This is a genomic window from Acinetobacter sp. AYS6 (genome assembly GCF_025630795.1).
Lineage (GTDB): Bacteria > Pseudomonadota > Gammaproteobacteria > Pseudomonadales > Moraxellaceae > Acinetobacter.
Map to the genome: position 1 here is coordinate 146,852 of NZ_JAOTNV010000005.1, position 18,001 is coordinate 164,852.

The following is an 18,001-nucleotide window of genomic DNA, read 5'->3' on the forward strand; positions in this document are numbered from 1 at the left end:
TTTATCCATTCAATTCTTTAGCTATCTGTTCATATAAGTCTTTAGTTAAAAACTCCATAGCGTCTGTAAAAGACATTTTATTCATTACACAATGCTCATAAAGCATATTGGTTACCACAGGGTGCTGTATAAAATTTTTATGTATAATTTGGCTGTAAAGACCATATGTAACTAAATCTAAATAATTTTGAAGACCATAATCGTAGTAAGCCTCTTTAAGATTTTGATGGATTTCAACTGGATGAATTTTTATTAAATCAACTTGTTCAAATTCATTTAATTGTTGAAATACATTATTAGCGATTTCAATTAGATCTAAATCTATAGACTGCTCAAGGTTCACTTTTGTTAGATTCAAGATTGATTGCGATTCTTCGTAAGAATTAAAGCTAAATAGACCTTTTGGATGCAAAAAATGCCATTCTTTAAAGCCATTTAATAAGCCACCTACATATTCTGTTTTAAAAATCTCATCCAAGTAGATCATGACTCTAGGATCATACCAACGGAAAAGAATTTTTTTACCTTGATCAGAAATCACTAATTTAGTTTTTATCTGATCTCGCAATTCCTCAAGTGAGCATGTCTTCGCCACGCCAAATCCATGAACAAAATAGCAATCATTCGTAATATTTTTATTTCTCAATAGATTTTGCAATAAATCTTCTTTGACCTGCTCAAATACTTTTTTATCATCAATACAAATAAAAAAGAGGTTTGACTTCGCAATTTCTTTTTTATGCGCTAAAGGGATATATGCAATATTTTTGTTTGATAAATTATCTATTACCTCGTTAAAAATAGAATCATTCAATGTAGTATCTAATAAAAAAATGATCTGACCATATTCACTCAGAATTTGGATACACTGATCTTCAATTTTAGAAGTAATATCTTTTAAATCTTCATTTTGCGTTGTATTAAGAACCGACAAACTCATGATAAATCTACCTTAGCTGAACCATTCTGAGCGGCTTGAGCCTGCTTCGCAGAACAGTCTGGTAAATCTAATGCAGGTGGATTTATTGATGAGCCCCCCATAAATAAATGCTGACCAGCCTTCACCTCAAGCTTACCACCCGTAACAGGGAAAATACCTGAACTATTCAACTTAACTTGAGATCCACTTGCAGTCAGATTAATTTCAGTTGGACTAGTAATAAAAACCGTGTCTTCGGTTGAGGTAATCTGTACGCCCTTTCGAGCAATCACATCTAAGCCATCACCTTGTGCCTGAATTTCCACTTTACCTTGACCAGCAAAAAGCCGAGCACCTTCTTGGGCGGCAAATAGACTTATTTTTTGACTCGCATGACTCACTATATTCTTTTGCGTACTGATATTAATGCTATCTCCAGCACTTTGAGTGAGCTGACCATTTGCACTGAGGTGTATATCTTCATTACTACTTATAGCAATACTTTTTGGAGATGCTAACAGCATCACTGCCGATTGAAACTCAGCAGCCTTTTTAGGGTCTTCTTGTTTAAGAACCTCTAAGAAAGTTTGAATGTTCTCAAGCATATCTAATGGATCAGTTTGCTGGTTTTTAGCAACTTCGCTGAGTGCTTTGGCATTGTTGAGGCCACCTTCTATTTGTTGTTTGGTCTCATTTGCATCGAGATGTACGCCTTGAGCTTGATCCCGCTTGTGGGTACTAAGGAGTAAACCACTGCCTGCTCTTACTGCACCCCACTGGTCTGTTCTAAGTTCGAAACCTTCACCACGACCTTCACTCTCCGCCTTATCTTTTGGATGGCTTAAGTTACCCAAGTTGAGCTGACTGGCCGCATGGCTACTTTGTAGCTGGGCACTGATTTGCCCTGTGGTGTCATCAAAGCGTAGCTGGTTAAAGCCTTTACCTTCGACTTCTTCGGAGCGGATACCACTGAGCTTTTTAGTGTCGGGTAGTTGGCCTTTTTGGTCGAATTGCGTTGGGTGACGTTCAGCCTCATGAATACGACCCACCACAAACGGGCGGTCAATGTTGCCGTCAAAGAAGTCGATCACCACGATCTCGCCCACGCGAGGCAAGAAACGTGCGCCATAACCCTCACCTGCCCATGGAGTCAGCACATCAACCCAAGCTGAGTCAGTGTCATTGTCGTTACTGCCTGCTCCACCATCATGGCTATGGTCATCGGCTCGAGTAAACAGGAAACGGACTTTTATGCGTCCCCACTGGTCAACATGGATACTTTCGCCTTCCAAGCCCACCACTCTAGCGCGCTGCGGGTGAGCAGATGGTCGGTGCTCTAACGGGTGATACTCAGGAACAGTTCTAATATTTCTACGCGACAAGATGAGATTATTACCCTGACGCTCGGTCTGGTCATTTAGCCCTGATTGATTGTTTTGCCATTGGCTTTGGCTAAAAAGTTGATTGATTTGCTGTTGTAAATCTTTAGGAAAATTATTTTGTAAATAGAAGCTTTTACCACTAATCAGAAATTCTTTGTCCGATCCGCTATGAGTATCTATTTCAGGATGTTCATTCAATTCAAACCAATAGCCAACTTGCGCATCACGTACCGTAGTTTGTGCACGGAAATATTTTGATTGAGATGCATAATAATCAGATAGATTTTGATTGAGTTTTTCTAGCTGCTGGTGACCCGATGCAGTGACTTGGTCTTCCCCATTTAAGTCTTGCATCCAAGCAGGACTGACATGCCATGCATGTTCTAGACTTAAACTCGCATTATCCTGATTAGCACTATGACTATGCTTTGATTGAACACTGCCCATGCCATCTTCTTGACTTAAAGCATCAGCCTGCCAGCGTTGCACATGCACGGCTGTAGATTGCAAGCTTCGAGTTGGCACAAGGCTTGTCATACTGTCTTGTTGTTCAACAGCGCTACTACGGTGATAACGGATATTTCTTCGGTCTAATGCTAAATATGATTCATTATTATCAATTAAACGTAACTTTTGCGGTTGAATCTCAACTGAGCTATGAGTGACAAACAACTGAGCTTCATCAATTAACCAGTTAATGCCTTCACTACGCCAAAGTCGGGTTAAAAACTCATAATCCGTTTCGTTACTTTGCATAATAAAAGGTCGAACATCGTAGTCTTGGCTTAGGTTTTTTAAATCCAAAGTTAAGGCAGAAGCAAACAACGGGCTTTTGTTTTGCCACTCAGAAAATAGAATTTCAGTAATGGCCCGTATACTTTTATTCATAAAAACACGGCTATTTCGGCGTTTATGCCATAGCACGGTCGGGTCTTGTAATCTCAATTTATACAATGTTAATGAACCATCACTCTGCCCCTGACTGGCTTCTGTAATAATTCCTGTAGTTCTAAATAACTGCCCCTGATCAGTTACTTGATCGACTGCCACCTGACAACCAATAAATTGTTTTAATGAAATATGGGCATTGGTAGAAAGACAAAATAAATCGGCAGTTAGTCCTTCATTTAGCTGATGCTGTCCTTCGATACTTTGTAAAAAGACTTGAGTATTCAACGATGGATTAGAAAACTGAACATGAAGCACGCGTTTTTGCGAGCTGATACCCAAATCTTCTAGAATTCTATGTATATGAGATAACATCTTTTTTATGAAAACTTTGTCAGGATTGGCATTATTTTATAAAATACAGAAACATCTGTCTATTTTGTAAAGAAAAACTTAACCATATGAATACAAGAGACGATGAAGATAATAAACGCAATAAAGATACAAAGTGAATTAAAAACTTACGCTATTAATTCATTTTTAAAAATTGTTAATATTTTAGTATTCTAAGAAATTCATTTTTAATTTAAATTTATTAATAGCATCCACAAATTTTTGACTTACTACATAGATATAAGATTTATCCGTATCTCTAGCAATAAAAAAGTCATCTGTTACAAGATCTTTTTTATGAAGTCATCCTCATCTAATAAATTGTTTTTTCTCTTAATATACATAGCATAAATATCTACCTCTTCATTCCTCACATAGCACTTATAGAAATCACACTCATCTTCAAGAATTTCTTTCATTTCATTAAAAAATCTTTTTAAAAATAGTAAAATTCCAGAAGATTAATAATAAAAATCAGTCTCTAATATCTTATTTAATTGATCAGAAAAAATATTATCATAATCTAAATTTATTCTAGGATTTTTTAAAAATTGATTACTTAAGTCAAATTAAAAATAATCAATGACAATTTCTTGCTTCCCTTTCAAATTAAAAGAAAAATCTCTATCAATATACGCAGACGGATAAATTGTATAAAAATTCACAAACCCACCTTTAAAAACACCTTATTTTAAAGTAGTACTTCTAAATAAATATATAGAAGTACTACTTATTCTTTGAATAGCACTTGCACTTTAACTGTGGATTTTATAGCCTTACTGGTGTTCATGTACTAAATTATAGGCTAAACCAACTCATTTATTTCTTCATTACTCAAGTACAAAGAATTAAAGAAATCATCTGGATCACACCATTTTTCCATATCTAACAAATATTATTTTTTATATGAGAGAGATATATCTGCTAAATTGGCCACACAAATTTATTCACCTCATCTTCACTCAAAAACATAAAACTAAAATCATCAGAGTCTCTCCATTGAGCCAAACTAAGATCAAAAATATTTATATCTTGATATTTATTTTTTCAATTTCTTCTTTAACAAACTCACTGATAAAAAAGTATCTTGAGCAGAATCCACATTATCAATTTTCAAAATATCAATATCTAAATTATTTAAAAACTCTGCCTTTTCTAAAACTAAAAAATCATTAACCAATCTATAAGATGAATTCTTTAAATCCAAGACACCAGTAACATCAAAAAAATAATTAAACCTAAAGATATAATAATTTTTGTTATTTATTTTTTCTAAACTTCCACTTAACAATTCAACCCTTATAAAATCAGAATCAATATATTTTTCAAAAATATTTTTAAAAACTTCATCAACAATATATATATTTTCATTTATATTTCTAATACTTATTTCTATTTTTTACTTTTTAAAATAAGTACACCTTCGATCGGTAAATCGCAGTTTTTGCTAGTTTTATAGCTATACCATGGTAAAGATCCACATTCGATATTTTGGCTAACTTGCTCTTTATTCATATATAGAACAGCATCATCCACAAGTGAAATTGGACAAAAACTACTTTGCGTCGCACTTAAAACAAAATACTTCATATTTATTTAATCCTAACTTAATCGAATCGGTTTTGTTCGTGGTGCTGATAAAAAAATTGTAGTGACTAATGTAGATCAACTTTTTCTTTAGTTTAATAACCTGTAATTTCACCATTATTAATTTGTGACTCAATTCATCCTAATTTTTAATTCACGCCTAAAAAATATATAGAAAGTGACCCACAATTGTAAAATATTAAAATATTTTCCAGTTTTCATTATCTTCTATAATGGGTCACGTTGTAAATTATATCACTAATCTATCCAATCAAATATTTAATGAAGATTACCCTTTTCATATAAACATCTTTATCAAGATATTTTATTTATTAAAATACTTGTCGACTAGACTTCCAATCCAATGAATCAATTTTCATAATATCAATTTTCCAATTATTATTTTCATAAATTAATGTATAAATCCTACATTCTTTACCTTCATTATTTTTCGTATAAAACTCAATTTTTTTTTCATTTATAATATTTTCTTTTGATATGAGTTGTTCATACTCAGGAGGAATACCAAAAGTTAAAGTAACCCTTCTATCTTGTTTTAATGATAGTGCTTTATCTGACAAATATTCATTCTGGATCATTACTAATTCACTTAAACGGCTTTCCATCCCCTCCTCATTAAAAATAAGATCCGGATTTTTTTCTAAAACATTCCCCCATTTTTCCTCCCAACCTTTCATTTGATTAATAAAATTTTCTAATACTAATTTTGCATTTTCTACGCTCATAATAATAACCTTTATTTACACGGATTTGGATTAGCGAAAGGTTGAACATGCGTTTTACCTCCCGATTCATATTGATAAATTATACCACTCGGCATTTTACTTGTTGGATTAGGGTAAATAAATCTTATATCTATTTTTGCAGAACCATTAGCTTCCACATCTTTTGCCACTTTTCCTTCATAAACGCGATAAGTTCCCATATTTATCCCAGGAGTTTGTGGGAATACATGACCAACACCACCACTTCCCCCTAATCTTTTAGCTAGTAAATGACCAGCTTGTACCTTACTACAATTTCCCATTCTTCTTGCTTCAGCAATTGAACTAGCATTTGTACTAGTTCCTGTATTTAAATCACTCTTTAATACTGTTGCTTGAACTCTCTCAACACGCCCATTGGCACCTCTAGTATATGTTGGGGTAACTAAAAGCCCTAATGGATCTGTCCATCTTAAAGGGTTTGGAGCATATAAATATTTATTTTCTCCTCCTAAAAGCCCTAATGGATCCTTACTTATGAACCGCCCCAAATAAGATAAATAATAACGATAACGATTGTAATGTAACCCTGTCTCTTCATCAAAATACTGACCTTGAAAACGGATATTATTTGAAATAATTTCACTGTTTTCGAAGAAATTCGACTTGGCTTTCTCTGCTTTACACTCGCCCCAAGCTTTATATTCGGCTTTCCAAATAATTGCACCTGTATGGTCGGTCATTTCTTGCGGTGTGCCTAAATAGTCGCAGTGATAGAACCATACATTATCAAATTCTTTACCCTGTTTTTTAGTTTTCCAAAGCGGGTCACGGTGTATGTTATAAGGTCTATCTGACCAATCTGGAGTTTGGTGTAATTCTATTGGATTTAAATAAACAGCCTGTAGCATTGGCACAAAACTGTCTTTTTCATAGATGTAATGCTTGGTCAACTGCTCGGTAGACTCATAAGCAAGCGTATCGCCATCCCATCCATAAATGATGTTCTGTTCTTGACCTGTATGGTGATGCTTACTCCGCTTTTGAATACGGCGGCCTAAAGCATCATAGCGATATTCTGCCGTGTATTGACTATTATGGCTCTTCACCATGCGGCCATAGACATCCCACTCAAGGTTTAAATCACCTTGGCTCGTTTTTTGTCGTACGAGTTGTCCATAAGCATCATATTGGTATTGTTGATCTAGATATTCTTTAACTACGTTATTAACTAAACGGTTATAACCATAGTCTTTTTCTTCCGCACTTTGTGAATGGCTTTGAGTCTTTTGACTATGATATGAATCTATAATGTTACTGGCAGGGTCGAAGTTAAACGTTTCTTTTCCAAGTTTACTGCTCGCTTCAAGTAAACGACCTACAGGATCGTACTTATAGACAATATTGCCACGGCGAGTATCTCGAATTGCCGTTAGCTCACCTGTTTTGTCATATTGATAAAGACGCTGTACCAATTGACTGGTCTGCTCTAATGCATTGTTTCGTGGTTTATATTGGTTTTGATAGCCATTTTCATGTTCACTCAACATGATTTGGCTTGTCAAACGACCTGCCAAGTCATATTGCTGTTCTTGACTCACTCCGTTGGCATAGTGACGTGAAATTTCTCGGTGTAAATCATCACGCTCAAAGCTAACAAGGTCTTGACCATTTACGATTAAACTTTGTACATGACCACTACCATAGGTCAACCAGTCAATAATCTGCCCGTCTGGGCGAGTCGTTTTGATTCGATCATTAATTTCATCATATTGGTGTTTCCACACCGCGGTTTTATTGATTTTATAATCTTGCTGGTGTTCCCGTACTAAATTACCAGCCGCATCATAAAACCATTGTAAATTGCTTTGAGCATTTTTAGCTTGAATGATTCGCCCCATATAATCATAGGCAAATTCTTCAGTCTGTTTTTCTTCAAGTTCTAAACCATAGTGACCATAACCTGCAGTACGCTGTTCTAAACGTCCCATACTGTCAAAAATAAATTGTTGAATTCGGTCTTTTGGTACAGCTCGGTCTCTGAGGTCTTGTCCATAAGCAGATGCAACTTCAATACTGGTTGCTAGTTGGCCCGACTTTTCATCGTAATGGTAAACCGTTTTCTTACCATCAAAGTCAATTTCTTTAACGAGTCGGCTTGCGACATCATAGAAGAATTGGTAACTGGCACCATTTTCATTGATGAGTCGGGTTAGACGTCCCAATCGATCCCATTTATATTTTAATTTGTGATTTAAAGCATCTGTACGAGACAGAATTAAACCCGCCTCATCATATTCATAGCGAGTGATGTTCTGTTTAGGATCTACATGTGCCAGTAAACGCCCTTCCGCATCATGAATGAAGTATTCTTCTGTTCCATCAGCATGTTTGATCTTTTCAAGTTGACCAAAAGCATTCAGGGGTAAACCCTTTATAATTGGTTCTCGATTTTCTAAGGTAAGTTCAGTATAAAAATATTCAACTTTTTGTTTTAATGCATTTTCAATGCTTATTACACGACCACGCTCATCATATTGCCACTTGGTCTCTTTACCTGAACAATCTGTATAACTGATTAAATTCCCTTGATCATCATATTTGAGTAACTTACTTCCCCCTTTAGCATCTGTAATGGAAGTGACTAAGCCCATGGCATTGTAAGCATAAGTCGTTTCATGCTTAAGTGGATCAATTTCTTTGATCAGGTTTCCAGAACCATCATATTGCTTAAACCAACGTCCCTGTTCGGCATCAACCATACCAGTGAGTTGATTTTTTTCATCATATTCAAAATAACTTGTCGCACCATCTTCTTGAGTTATTGTCAAGACATTACCGCGCTCATCATATGTGTAAGAAGTTTTCGAACCGTCTTTAGCAATATGGAGCGTTATATTTTTCACATCATCTCGAAAGAACCACTCTTCGAAATTATCAGGATAAACAATACGGTAAGTATAGCCATCTATATCGTAGTAATGTTCAGTGCTATTCCCTTCAACATCTAACACAGTCGTTTTTCGGATATCTTTATCCCACTCAAGTTTTGAAGCGCGACTAGCATTATCTGCCCACTCTTCAATCGCTTTTGAAGTAGGTAAAATACCATCCCATTTTAGGTTCATTCCACGATGAGTAAGATCTGTATAACGTGTAATTAAATGATGGGTATATTGATAATAATAAGAAGCTGCAAATTCATTTGTTGCCTGAATCAAGTCACCTTGTTGATCATAATCATAACTTGCCAACACACGATCTAATTGGCCATTTTTGATTGTCCAAATATCGGAAACCAGACCTTGTGGATTTAATTGCAAAGCTAAATGAGCCAGCAAATTATCGTCCTGTTTAAATAAAATGTCCGATAAAATTGTTTTATTATCGATAGAAACATGGTCATAACGTAAAGCGACTTTGAAACCATTTTTACGCTCTATATAGGATAGACGATAGTCCTCGCCGTATTTTTCATAATAGTGTTTCTCGTCTTCACCGTAGGCAATTAAATGAAGCTGATCAGATAAAACTGTATAAGTGTATTGCTCAATAGGATCATAAATACTTTGACCCTTTTTTAGGTCAGGCAGATCAATTGCTCGGCCATCTAAACCAATGTATTCAAGTCCATTTAAATAGTCTTTGTGATCTTTTTTCTTTGGACTATATTTAAATTTACGAGAAATTTTTGTTGTAAATGGGGTAACCCAACGTGCTCCAAAAATAGAGTCATCCATCTGGTAAAGGTTTGAAACATAAGTACGGCTAATGCTGTCCTCAATTATGCCGCCAAGTTGTGCATCAACATGAGTAAAGAACTCTGTACCCATTGCAAAGGTAATTGAACCACCCGTCCCCCCCATACAATTTTTACATCGTTTGGCATTGTTCTCTGCATGAGCTTGTTTAGTTGATTTGTCAGTGGCACTTGATGGATGAGTTGCATTGGCCTTTGTCGTTTCTTTTGCCTTAATCTGTGCTTTCTTTTGCCGATGTTTTGCAGCAACCATTCCCATAATGCTAAATAGCCAACCAATGGTCCATAAAGTATTAGGGTCACTTAAACTATTTACTTTTCCTTGGGCAACTTGTCCTATAGATCTTATTTTTGCGCCTAAACCTAAAATTTTAGCTCGTGTTTCGTCAGAAATTGCCAAATTAGCTAAGTTAACATAGCCTTTACCCACAGTCTTTGTAACGTTTTCGGCAGCATATTTGGCATTGTTTACTACACGGGTTCCATCAAGTTCAAATATTCCTTTTATAACGCCTAAAGACTGCTGGCCCGCACGCTTAAGATTTGGAAGACCATCTAATGAACCACTGACTAGTTTTTTTAAGCCAGTATCAATAGCATTCGTTAGCTTGATAATCCAGTTGCCAACTTCTGTTAGAACCTGATTCAGTAAACTTTGCCCTTCTTTAGCAAATTTTTCTAAAGTCCCTGCTACTTTTTCAGCAATAATGGTCGTTAAAAATACACTTGCGCTGTCTTTAAACCCCGTACTTAAAGCTTTTTTTACTTCTTGGGAAGTTAATGTTTTTTTGCCTAATTTCTTTGCTTGGGCTTTGATAATTTGTTCTGATTCATTCTTTACATAAAATAATGCTGGCCGAGCTACACCACGCACAGAAGGTCCCACCGGTCCTATTGGTACCAATCCAATGACATCGATTCCTAAATTTAACCAATCAAAAATTTCAACTTTATCAATACCCTTATCGATCATACTTATGATATCAATAATGATATCACCAACAGCAAAGGCACTACCTAAGACAGGTACACTTCTACAGATTGTCTCTAGTCGATCAACAGTAACAATACCATCTGTATATTCCCTGAACCATTTATCAACTTCTGCTTTTTTTGCAGTTAAATCTTTGGGACTAAAAGTATTTAAAGGGGCAACGACTGAATTTTGTGGCATGTTTTTCTCAAATTATACAAACGTTTCAAAAGGTGATTGGATTTTTGTTATTGCTGTTTTGTCAGAGCTTGCTTGAGCCAATCTTCTGAGTGGATTACTCTGCTGACTTGAAGGCATAAAGCTATTTTGACTAACAAATGTTTGACTTAACTTAGATCCATCACTCCCCCCTAAAACCTGTTCAATCGCCATTGGTAGTAATGCTTGAGCACCTTGATCTTTAATTTTTTTAACCGATTCAATCTTCTGCTGTACAGATTTCACATTGTCCGCAAGTTGACTCAACTTTTTAAAGTCATTTTTCAATGTTTCGGTTAACCCTTTACTGCCAGATGCAATACCAACGCTTCCTTCTGCATCATTTTGATTTGGCCACTCTACCTTGCGTTTAAAATCACTTGCCTCATCCCAAGGATTACGAGGGTCTGGATCAAATAGAACCTTGACAGAACCCGTTGCCAAACCTGAAACACGAGCAAATCCGTTATCGTCTAACTTTCCATTAACGACTTTGCCCAAATTATCAGTTACGGTATAACTAGCCCCTTTAACAAATGCTCCATGTGAATAGTCATGCAAAAGCTCAAGTACACCCTGCCCACGTTTTGGCGGAGGCGGTAGTGAAGAACTAAAATTCGCACTTCCTCCCCCCATAAACACATGCTGCCCAGCTTTTACCTCAAACTTGCCACCCGTAACTGGGAAAATTCCTGAGCCATTAATCTTGATTTGAGATCCACCCGCCGTGATAACTATTTCTTTAGAAGCACTAATTTCAATTTTGTCTTCTGTTGAAATAATCTGAACAGCTTTACGGGCAATTAAATCTGCTCCGTCGCCTTGAGCCTGTATTTCGACTTTGCCTTTGCCCGTATAGAGTCTTGCCCCTTCTTGAGCCGCAAAAAGGCTAATTTTATTTTGGGCGTGTGCAATCAAGTTCTTTTGGGTAGACAGATTAATGCTGTCGCCCGCAGTTTGACTTAACTGAGCATCTGCGCTGAGGTGAATGTCTTCATTACTGGCTATGGCAATGCTGTTAGGTGCAGTTAATATCATCAAGGCTTGCTTAAAAGCGGCAGCTTTGTCTTGATCTTTTTCTTCAATTTGTTCTATGAACGTTTTTAAGTTCTCAAGAACTTCTAATGGATCAGTTTGCTGATTTTTAGCAACTTCACTGAGTGCCTTGGCATTGTTGAGGCCGCCTTCAATTTGTTGTTTGGCCTCATTTGCATCAAGGTGTACGCCTTGAGCTTGGCCCTGTTTATGGGTACTAACGAGTAAGCCACTGCCAGCTCTTACCGCACCCCACTGATCTGTTCTAAGTTCAAACCCTTCACCACGGCCATCACTTTCCGCTTTGTCTTTTGGATGGCTTAAGTTACCCAAGTTAAGTTGGCTGGCTGCATGGCTACTTTGGAGCTGGGCACTGATTTGACCTGTGGTATCATCAAAACGGAGTTGGTTAAAGCCTTTGCCGTCGACTTCTTCTGAGCGGATGCCGCTGAGCTTTTTAGTGTCAGGTAGCTGGCCTTTTTGGTCGAACTGGGTTGGGTGGCGTTCAGCTTCGTGAATGCGACCCACCACAAATGGGCGGTCAATGTTGCCGTCAAAGAAGTCAATGACCACGATCTCGCCCACGCGTGGCAAGAAGCGTGCGCCATAACCTGCACCCGCCCATGGGGTGAGTACATCCACCCAAGCGGAGTCGGTGTCATTGTCGTTACTGCCGGCTCCACCGTCATGGCTATGGTCGTCAGCTCGGGTAAACAGGAAGCGGACTTTAATGCGTCCCCACTGGTCGACATGGATGCTTTCGCCTTCTAATCCCACCACTTTAGCACGCTGCGGGTAAGCTGCTGGTCGGTGTTCTAGCGGGTTATATTCAGGCACAGCTTTAACATTGCGCCGAACGACATTGAGTTCAGCAAAGTGGCGCTGCTCAGGGTTTTGTGTATCTAGCTCGGCTGCCTTAAGTTTGCCTTGTGGTAATAGTCGTTCGATTTGCTGTTGTAATTCTTTGGGTAAATTATTCTGGTTGTAGTAGTGTTTGCTTAAGATCAAGAACTCTTTATCGGCACTGTCATGTTGGTCAAGTTCTGGGTGGTCGTTGAGTTCAAACCAGTAACCCACCTGTGCATCACGGACGTTACCTGAAACGGTAAACTGTTTAGAAGTCAGATGATGGTAGGCATTAATGTACTGGTTCAGCTGTTCAATCTGGCTATTGCCTGAAGCAGTAGCTTGGTCTTCACCTTTAAGGTCTTGCATCCACGCTGGGCTAACATGCCATGCATCTTCAAGGTTCAGGCTGGCATTGTCATAGTGTTCGCTGTGCTTTTGGGTGCCTTGTACGCTGCCGCTACCTTCTTCTTGTTGCAAAGCATCGGCTTGCCAGCGTTGCACATGAACCGAGGTTGGTTGTAAGCGGCGCTCAGCCTTGACTTGGGTAATGGTATCGAACTGTTCTGTGGCACTGCTGCGCTGGTAGCGGAGGCTACGACGTTCAAGCGCTTGATAATTTTGATTATCGTCAATTAAACGTAGCACTTGTGGCTGAATGGAAGCATTCGGGTCGGCGACAAAAAGTTGCGATTCATCGACCAGCCAGTTAATGCCTTCACTACGCCATAAACGGGTTAAAAAGTCATAGTCACTTTCGTTAGACTGCATCACAAATGGACGGACATCGTAGTCTTTCGTTAAGCCTGCCGTATCGAGTGTTAAACTTGAGGCAAATAACGGGCTTTTTCCCTGCCATTCTTTAAACAGAATTTCGCTAATATCCCGCACGCTTTTATTCATAAACACACGGCTATTACGGCGTTTATGCCAAAGTGCAGTTGAGTCTTTTAAGGTGAGGTTATAAATTGTGAGTGAGCCGTCACTTTGCCCTTGGCTCGCTTCGGTAATAATGCCTGTAGTTCTAAAAAACTGGCCCATGTCAGTGACTTGATCAACAGCAACCTGACAGCCAATAAATTGTTTTAATGCAATATGTGCGTTTGTCGATAGACACAGTAATTCAGCAACGCTACCTTGGTTGAGGGTATGTTCGCCTTCAATGCGCTGTAAGAAGACTTGATTGTTTAATGATGAGTTGGAAAATTGCACATGAAGTACACGATTCTGTGCGACCAAACCTAAACTATCTAAAATTTGAAATATTTTATGGGACATCGTTATTATAAAACTGAGTCATAATCATCGATATTTTATAAAAAACAGACAGAATTGTCTATTTATATAAATTAGCTTATCTTCCATGACTTACATATTTTTTAGTTTAACTGAAAGAAAGATTGGCTATTAAATAATCTATAAATGCTCTCGTTTTGGCCGGTAAATTAGAGGTATGAGGATAAAGTAATTGAATACTTTGTAGCGGTAATGAAAAGTCAGGAAATAACCGAATTAGGCGATTTTGTTGAATATCTTCATCAACTAACCATGCAGGACAAATCGCTACACCTAAAGATGAAAGAGCCATTTGATGAATTGCAGTCACCGAGTTTGATTCATACTGACTTCGAATAAAAGGTAATGAATATTGCTCCCCTAAACTGTTTTGCAAAATATATTGTGAATCTTGCCAATTTAATAAGGTGTGGCCAATCCAAGGAACATCCGCTAAATCAGATATATTTTCTATAGGATGGTCTTTTATAAACTGCGGAGTAGCCACAAGATAGATTGGATATTCTCCGATTTTTCGAGTTTTTAGAGATGAGTTTTTTAAATTCCCTAGTCGAATAACCAGATCTAATTTTTCAGTCACTAAATCATCGAGAGATGAATTAAACGAATACTGTAAACGTAAATGTGGATAAAGCCGGCAAAACTCAGGAAGTAAAGGCAAAATGAAACGTTGGCCAAATTCATTAGTAGATGAAAACCGTAAAGTGCCTGTAATGCTTGTACCTAAGTGTTGGCTTCGTTCAAATGCCTCATCAATCTGAAGTTGGATTTGTTTAAAATCCTCATAAAAATGCTGACCAATTTCAGTTAATGCAATATTACGGGTATTGCGAATTAATAGGCTTGTATTAAGCTGCTTTTCTAATTGTTTTATATCAATACTCACCATTGATCGGCTTAAGCCTAAAATTTCAGCCGCCTTGGTAAAAGAGCCAGAATCAACGACTTGTAAAAAACTGGTAATTTGCTTGAGGTTTTTTTGCACAATTAAGCCAATTGTTTAAAATTATCAAACAATGATTTTACTTTGCTTGCATCGACAATAAAAGAGCTGGATCTTACCCTGCCTGCACGGAGGTAGGTATGTCTTATCGATATAAAATAGCAACAGTGTTTTTACTTGGGTTCTTTATTGATTGCATCAACATTTTTATGTCTGCAATTGCATTGCCTAATATTGCATCGTCATTTTCAGTTAGCCAATCCATGGTCGCTTGGGTAACAAATGCTTATATTCTCGGCCTCATTTTAATTATGCCCATGAGTTTATGGTTAGCCACCAAACTTGGGAACCAAAAATTATTGTGTTATTCGATGCTATTATTTTCGATAAGCATTTGCTTTATTGGCTTTAGTGAATCGATTTATAGCTTAATTTTTTGGCGATTTATTCAAGGCGTAGCTGGAGGTTTATTAATTCCAGTCGGGCAAGCACTCGTATATGCCTTATTTCCCAACCAAGAACGTCAACGTATTTCTACCATGATTATGGCAATTGCACTAATTGCGCCAGCCTTTTCACCTCCGATTGGCGGCGTAATTATTGACTCATTGAATTGGAGATGGGTATTCTTATCTAACCTTCCCTTTTCTTTACTTGCCTCAGCTCTGGCATGGTTATGGATTAAAAAAACACAAAATGTATCGAGTGAAAAACCAGACATAAAAGGCTTGGTTATTTTTAATATAAGCCTATTATCTTTATTACTCTCCTTTTCATTCTATAGCGATTACCATAACGCCTTATTCGCTATAACGAGTTTTCTAATTTCGGTCGGAATGCTTATTTTTTACATTCGACATGCTAAAAAAATTTCCCATCCTGTTCTTAATCTTCAGTTATTAAAAAATAAAAATTTACGTAATGCATTTATTGTCTATTACGCCGTTCCGGGTATTTTTACAGGCGTTAATTTACTCAATATTTTTAATTTACAGCTTAACTTTGGCTTTAATGCAAAACAAACTGGTTTATTCATGTTGCTCTATGCAACTGGGGCACTCGCAGCCATGATTAGTGGCGGCCTGCTCTATCAACGGTTAGGAAAAAAGTATCTTCTTATTATTGGAATAACCCTACATAGCTTTGGCATATTTCTTTTGTTTTGTATTTCAAACACTAGCCCTTTGAGCTTTTTAGTGATTGCTTATTTATTAATGGGTATGGGTGGCGGTCTAAGTGCCAACATTGCCCAAATTAGCTCACTGATTGATTTTTCAGGCCAAGATTTATTACAAGGAAGTGTGCTCTGGAATATTAATCGACAAGTTTCATTTAGTGTCGGTACTGTTGTTCTCATTTCCATATATAACTTGATGTCTGGCTCAAGCGATCTGCTTCGTTATCAACATACTTTTTTAATTGCAGCTTTGATCTGCTTACTTTCACTCATTCCCGTTTTAAAGGAGAAAACCCATGTCTAAACAAATGGATCAAGCCATTCAAAGTGTCATTGACCTACATGTTTTAATAGAAAATGTATTTACAGGAAAAAATGCAGAGGAAAGTCTGAGCCCGCTTTTAGATAGCTTTGATCAAAATTTTAAGATGGTCACTGTTCAAGGCCATACCATTGGTTTAGCCGAAGTTAAAAGCTTATTTAGTCAAAATATCGGGAACAAACCTTCTTTAAAAATCGACGTTATTAAGAGTACAGCTTTATACGAATTTGAAAATTATTGTTGGGTGCAATATCAGGAACATCAGCAAACTGATGAAACCGAAACATTACGTACTTCAACAGCCTGCATTAAAGTAGACGGCGAAAAATGTTATTGGGTCTATTTACATGAAACTTTAGTTCCCTCATCTTCTTAACTCATCTAAAGCACCTTAAAGATGGCACCTATTTTGCTTATTTGTGAGTAATTTTTGGGTTTAAAAAGCCCCATGCAAAGGGATGGGGCTAATATTTACATTTTATTCCTGATTAATCATCGTATGTGCCCATGCCGATAAAGACTCTAAAACAGGCTTAAAAGATTGACCCAACTCAGTCATTTCATAGACCACTTTAATCGGTGCTTTTTCACCATAAACAGTTCTGGAGATTAAGCCACTTTGCTCTAATTGCTTAAGTTGAAGACTTAAAGTCATTTCTGTAATGGTTGGCATTAATTGATTGATTTCATTAAAGCGTTTTGGTCCATCTTTTAGATAATACAAAATAACGCCTTTCCATTTTCCACCCACCAAGTCCATAGCCATACTGATATGACATGGATAAGTTTTTCCATTCATGCTGATTTCACATTTATTTTCAGTATTTGCCATTTTTAACGCCACCTATCAACTTTGATAGTTATTGTACACCCAAGCTATAAAAATTATAGTGACTATAATTTTTATAGCTACAAGGTATTATTATGGCTTTACTTATTTTGGCCCATCCTTACTACGCTCAATCAATTGCAAATAAAACAATTGTGAATGAACTTATAAAAACCTATCCGGACCTTGAAGTGCGAGATATTTTCCAACTTTATCCAGATTACCAAATTGACGTCAGCGCTGAACAAGAAGCGTTATTACGCCATGACACCATCATTCTGCAATATCCGATGTTCTGGTTTAATATGCCTGCAATCTTAAAGTTATGGTTTGATGAAGTCTTTACTTATCAGTTCGCTTATGGCTCTCAGGGCGACAAATTAAAAGATAAAAAAGTCATTATTAGTATGACGGTCGGGCAAAAAGAAGCTGACATGCTGAATGACCAAGAAAACTTAATCGATAGCTTTTTAAAAGCGGTTCAATATTCAATTAAATATACGCAAATGCAATTAAGCAGCACATTCTTGCTTTATGAAGTTTCACCTTTATCAGGTCATTCAGAGTCTGAAATTAAGTTAAAAGCGGTTGAACATGGTCATAAAGTATTAAAGCATTTGACCGAAGCATAAGATTTAAAGAGAGCATCGATATTGATGCTCTCTTTTTAATTTAAGCGACAGGAGCCAAAGTAAATAGTTTTTGAG

General features: G+C 37.0%; 12 protein-coding genes and 1 pseudogene. 3 read left to right on the top strand and 10 right to left on the bottom strand.

Annotated features, from left to right (window positions below):
• Position 1 precedes the first annotated feature (1 nt).
• The 9 genes and pseudogenes from OD757_RS05365 to OD757_RS05405 all read right to left on the bottom strand — a co-directional run bounded on the left by OD757_RS05365 (position 2) and on the right by OD757_RS05405 (position 15,008).
• Positions 2–940 (bottom strand): DUF4123 domain-containing protein, encoded by a 939-nt coding sequence (locus OD757_RS05365; RefSeq protein WP_263031110.1) that lies wholly within the window; start codon positions 938–940, stop codon positions 2–4.
• On the bottom strand, positions 937–3,564 hold the full coding sequence (locus tag OD757_RS05370; protein WP_263031111.1) for a type VI secretion system Vgr family protein: 2,628 nt from the start codon (positions 3,562–3,564) through the stop codon (positions 937–939). Before OD757_RS05370 ends, OD757_RS05365 begins: the two co-directional genes overlap by 4 nt.
• Positions 3,565–3,863: 299 nt before the next feature.
• Positions 3,864–4,247 (bottom strand): annotated as a pseudogene (locus tag OD757_RS05375) (hypothetical protein).
• A gap of 374 nt (positions 4,248–4,621) precedes the next feature.
• A complete protein-coding gene (locus OD757_RS05380; protein WP_263031112.1) occupies positions 4,622–4,873 on the bottom strand; it encodes a hypothetical protein in 252 nt (83 codons plus the stop codon).
• Between the two features lie 101 nt (positions 4,874–4,974).
• Positions 4,975–5,172, bottom strand: coding sequence for a hypothetical protein (locus tag OD757_RS05385; protein ID WP_263031113.1), 198 nt, complete (start codon positions 5,170–5,172; stop codon positions 4,975–4,977).
• A gap of 329 nt (positions 5,173–5,501) precedes the next feature.
• Positions 5,502–5,915 (bottom strand): RhsIA family immunity protein, encoded by a 414-nt coding sequence (locus OD757_RS05390; RefSeq protein WP_263031114.1) that lies wholly within the window; start codon positions 5,913–5,915, stop codon positions 5,502–5,504.
• A gap of 11 nt (positions 5,916–5,926) precedes the next feature.
• On the bottom strand, positions 5,927–10,828 hold the full coding sequence (locus tag OD757_RS05395) for an RHS repeat-associated core domain-containing protein (RefSeq protein ID WP_263031115.1): 4,902 nt from the start codon (positions 10,826–10,828) through the stop codon (positions 5,927–5,929).
• Positions 10,829–10,840: 12 nt separating this feature from the next.
• Positions 10,841–14,005: a type VI secretion system Vgr family protein gene (locus OD757_RS05400; RefSeq protein ID WP_263031116.1), complete on the bottom strand. Its 3,165-nt coding sequence runs from the start codon at positions 14,003–14,005 to the stop codon at positions 10,841–10,843.
• Between the two features lie 106 nt (positions 14,006–14,111).
• A complete protein-coding gene (locus OD757_RS05405) occupies positions 14,112–15,008 on the bottom strand; it encodes a LysR family transcriptional regulator (protein WP_263031117.1) in 897 nt (298 codons plus the stop codon).
• A 98-nt stretch (positions 15,009–15,106) separates the two neighbouring features.
• Between OD757_RS05405 and OD757_RS05410 the strand changes: the two genes are divergently transcribed.
• Together OD757_RS05410 and OD757_RS05415 are read left to right on the top strand one after the other, a co-directional pair.
• Complete coding sequence (locus OD757_RS05410; protein ID WP_263031118.1) at positions 15,107–16,447, top strand: MFS transporter; 1,341 nt, start codon at positions 15,107–15,109, stop codon at positions 16,445–16,447.
• Positions 16,440–16,841 carry a hypothetical protein gene (locus tag OD757_RS05415; protein WP_263031119.1) on the top strand — a complete coding sequence of 134 codons (402 nt, stop codon included), beginning with the start codon at positions 16,440–16,442 and terminating at the stop codon, positions 16,839–16,841. Before OD757_RS05410 ends, OD757_RS05415 begins: the two co-directional genes overlap by 8 nt.
• Positions 16,842–16,943: 102 nt before the next feature.
• Here OD757_RS05415 and OD757_RS05420 read toward each other — a convergent pair whose 3' ends face one another.
• Positions 16,944–17,297, bottom strand: coding sequence for a winged helix-turn-helix transcriptional regulator (locus OD757_RS05420; RefSeq protein WP_206237470.1), 354 nt, complete (start codon positions 17,295–17,297; stop codon positions 16,944–16,946).
• A gap of 92 nt (positions 17,298–17,389) precedes the next feature.
• On the opposite strand from OD757_RS05420, the gene OD757_RS05425 reads away from it, so the two are divergent.
• Positions 17,390–17,926 (top strand): NAD(P)H-dependent oxidoreductase, encoded by a 537-nt coding sequence (locus OD757_RS05425; RefSeq protein ID WP_263031120.1) that lies wholly within the window; start codon positions 17,390–17,392, stop codon positions 17,924–17,926.
• Positions 17,927–18,001: the final 75 nt, after the last annotated feature.

Excerpts from the sequence above, each read along its gene's own strand:
- OD757_RS05365 (WP_263031110.1), bottom strand. The coding sequence starts at position 940 with ATGAGTTTGTCGGTTCTTAATACAACGCAAAATGAAGATTTAAAAGAT.
- OD757_RS05370 (WP_263031111.1), bottom strand. The coding sequence starts at position 3,564 with ATGTTATCTCATATACATAGAATTCTAGAAGATTTGGGTATCAGCTCG.
- OD757_RS05385 (WP_263031113.1), bottom strand. The coding sequence starts at position 5,172 with ATGAAGTATTTTGTTTTAAGTGCGACGCAAAGTAGTTTTTGTCCAATT.
- OD757_RS05390 (WP_263031114.1), bottom strand. The coding sequence starts at position 5,915 with ATGAGCGTAGAAAATGCAAAATTAGTATTAGAAAATTTTATTAATCAA.
- OD757_RS05395 (WP_263031115.1), bottom strand. The coding sequence starts at position 10,828 with ATGCCACAAAATTCAGTCGTTGCCCCTTTAAATACTTTTAGTCCCAAA.
- OD757_RS05400 (WP_263031116.1), bottom strand. The coding sequence starts at position 14,005 with ATGTCCCATAAAATATTTCAAATTTTAGATAGTTTAGGTTTGGTCGCA.
- OD757_RS05410 (WP_263031118.1), top strand. The coding sequence starts at position 15,107 with ATGTCTTATCGATATAAAATAGCAACAGTGTTTTTACTTGGGTTCTTT.
- OD757_RS05415 (WP_263031119.1), top strand. The coding sequence starts at position 16,440 with ATGTCTAAACAAATGGATCAAGCCATTCAAAGTGTCATTGACCTACAT.
- OD757_RS05420 (WP_206237470.1), bottom strand. The coding sequence starts at position 17,297 with ATGGCAAATACTGAAAATAAATGTGAAATCAGCATGAATGGAAAAACT.
- OD757_RS05425 (WP_263031120.1), top strand. The coding sequence starts at position 17,390 with ATGGCTTTACTTATTTTGGCCCATCCTTACTACGCTCAATCAATTGCA.